Source organism: Rhizobium ecuadorense, assembly GCF_001187535.1.
Lineage (GTDB): Bacteria > Pseudomonadota > Alphaproteobacteria > Rhizobiales > Rhizobiaceae > Rhizobium > Rhizobium ecuadorense.
Genome location: NZ_LFIO01000627.1, coordinates 1 through 320, shown reverse-complemented (window position 1 = coordinate 320; position 320 = coordinate 1). Strand labels below are relative to the sequence as shown.

The following is a 320-nucleotide window of genomic DNA, read 5'->3' as shown; positions in this document are numbered from 1 at the left end:
AGCGTGATGGGAGGAACGACCGCGAGCGGGACAACCGGCGCTACCGTTCTCAGAACAGGAGCGACAATTTCGACGCCGGAAGCAGCCGACTAGTCGCAGGCCCTGAAGTTAACCGGGGCGTTCTGCCTATGCAAAGTCGCGTCTAGTTGGATCTGAGTTCGCTTTCCTCGAAAACCCCGCCATGGTCCGGATCGAGGCTGGTCGCCAGCAACAAGCTGCAAGCGGCAAGGAGGAGGACGAGCTTCACTGCGTAGGATGCCACGGAGACCGGTTGTCGACGGCCCGGTGATACGCGAGACGGCGCTATATAGTATTTGTAA

1 pseudogene is annotated in these 320 nt (G+C 59.4%); it reads right to left on the bottom strand.

The window, feature by feature from the left end:
- Positions 1-142: 142 nt before the first annotated feature.
- Positions 143-320: pseudogene (locus tag AF337_RS46490) on the bottom strand (KTSC domain-containing protein); the annotation flags it as partial.